Annotated in this window: 2 protein-coding genes and 2 pseudogenes; all 4 read right to left on the bottom strand. The window is 47.2% G+C overall.

Annotated elements, in window-relative coordinates:
* Positions 1 to 263, bottom strand: a 263-nt coding sequence (gene tnpB, locus QTN95_RS20525) for an IS66 family insertion sequence element accessory protein TnpB (RefSeq protein WP_331418830.1), incomplete at its 3' end; no start/stop codon positions are given.
* Complete coding sequence (tnpA, locus tag QTN95_RS20520; protein ID WP_331418829.1) at positions 260 to 574, bottom strand: IS66 family insertion sequence element accessory protein TnpA; 315 nt, start codon at positions 572 to 574, stop codon at positions 260 to 262. The genes tnpA and tnpB, both read right to left, overlap by 4 nt.
* Before the next feature lie 83 nt (positions 575 to 657).
* A pseudogene (locus QTN95_RS20515) lies at positions 658 to 1515 on the bottom strand (replication endonuclease); the annotation flags it as partial.
* 6 nt (positions 1516 to 1521) lie between these two features.
* Positions 1522 to 1664, bottom strand: a pseudogene (locus tag QTN95_RS20510) (IS1595 family transposase); the annotation flags it as partial.

The raw sequence follows: 1664 nt of genomic DNA, 5'->3' as shown, positions 1-1664 counted from the left end.
ATAAACACTTCGTTTTGCTCTTTTGTAGGCCATTTGTACTTGGCTTTTTCGAGGCGTTTATACCAGAGAGCAAAGCCTGTTTTATCCCAGTACAACACTTTGATTTTGTCGCGCTGTTTGTTGGTGAACAGGAACAGTGCGCCACTCCCTACAGGTAAGTCGGTGTCACTTTCGATAATCGCAGCCAGGCCGTTGATAGACTTTCTAAAATCGACGCTTTTACGATAGAGATAGATTTCGGGAGCACTGAGCATGCGTTTCATGACAGCGCACCGATAAGTTCTGCAAGATAGGTCGCTGGCGTGCCTTGTGGGATGCTCAGTTCAACATTGTTTACAAGTAGTGTCATGTTGGCCACTGCAATGTGAGTGGCTTGATACTTTGTGGTCTTTTCGACGACTTCAGCTCGGACAAAGCCTAGAGATACGCCAGTTTTGTTGAGTTGCTGGCGCTTGGCATAGAACGTTGAGGGATTGAGTTCATTGAGCTTACAAAATGCGAGTGTCGACAGTGAACTCGATTCAGATTGTTCGATAAGCATTTGCCATTCTTGGTTAGTGCGTCGTTTGGCCATTTCAAATCTCCTTTGGGTTGGAGATTTGATCTTATTATTCGGGCTAGACGATTAGAATGCGGGTTTTATGACGCGCTTACGCTAAACACACCGCCCATCTTTTGAGTAAACACCTTCCAATCCCCCTTATCAGCCGCTTCGATGATGCTTTTCGCTATTTCTGGCAAGCCTTGTGTCTCTTTTAAACGCCTTAACTCTCGCCAGACTGTCACCGAGCAGCCGCCTAGCTGCTGAAACTGACGGATACCCCAACACGCCGCCCATGCGTCGACTCGTGCTGCCGCATCTAACGGGTCTTCTCCATAAACACCACTATCAAGGTCGCTACCATCAATGTTCTTGGAAATGTATTTGGCAATGTAGCCTGTCGCACTGCCTTTTGATGCATCAATTTTTACTTCGGTGAAACGGTGCTCACGAGCGCCCTTTTCTTCTCCATCGTCACGCAATGAATACTCACGCATGATGTCAATCATTGGCTCATAGCAGCTAGGCTCCACGAATAAAAGTAAGTGCCAGTGAGGGGTGCCGTCATGCTGCGGCTCTGCGACACGAAAACCATAAAAGCGAATGCCTAAGCGGTTAAGCTTAGAGCGTATCAATTGCCATACCGAATTGAGGTACTCTTGCCCGTCTATTGGGGCATAGCCACCCCATTTAGGATTCGCATGTCCAGACGTTGAGTAACTGCGATGATACTTAGAGGGGCACGTCATTGTTAAGAACGTGGCGACATGACCTAGCTCGTTGGCTAACTCTTCAAACCCTCTTGCACGTACCATCAATTCCCCTTTGCGTATCTTCGGGTCTGATACGCCTTTTTGAGAGAGCTCTAAAAGAGAGAAAGACTGCCCATGCTCATAGGTCGCTACCGTATTTTCAAGGTAGGCTTGTTGATACGTTTTCTGATTGATGCGAGCAATCAGAGTCGGCTTAGAACAACCTGATTACCACCGACTCTCAGCTAGCTTGAGAAGCTTTTCTGGCATAGGTGGTGCGCATACCGATGCTCTTAAAAGTGCAAGGGTCATGTCCTCAAGGTTAAAGCGATGATTGAATCTAAAGCAGAATTCTCCAAGATATCTCGGTA

It is taken from the genome of Vibrio sp. M260112, from assembly GCF_036533775.1.
Lineage (GTDB): Bacteria > Pseudomonadota > Gammaproteobacteria > Enterobacterales > Vibrionaceae > Vibrio.
Note: the sequence above shows the minus strand (reverse complement) of the source record. Positions and strands in the feature narration are given on the sequence as shown.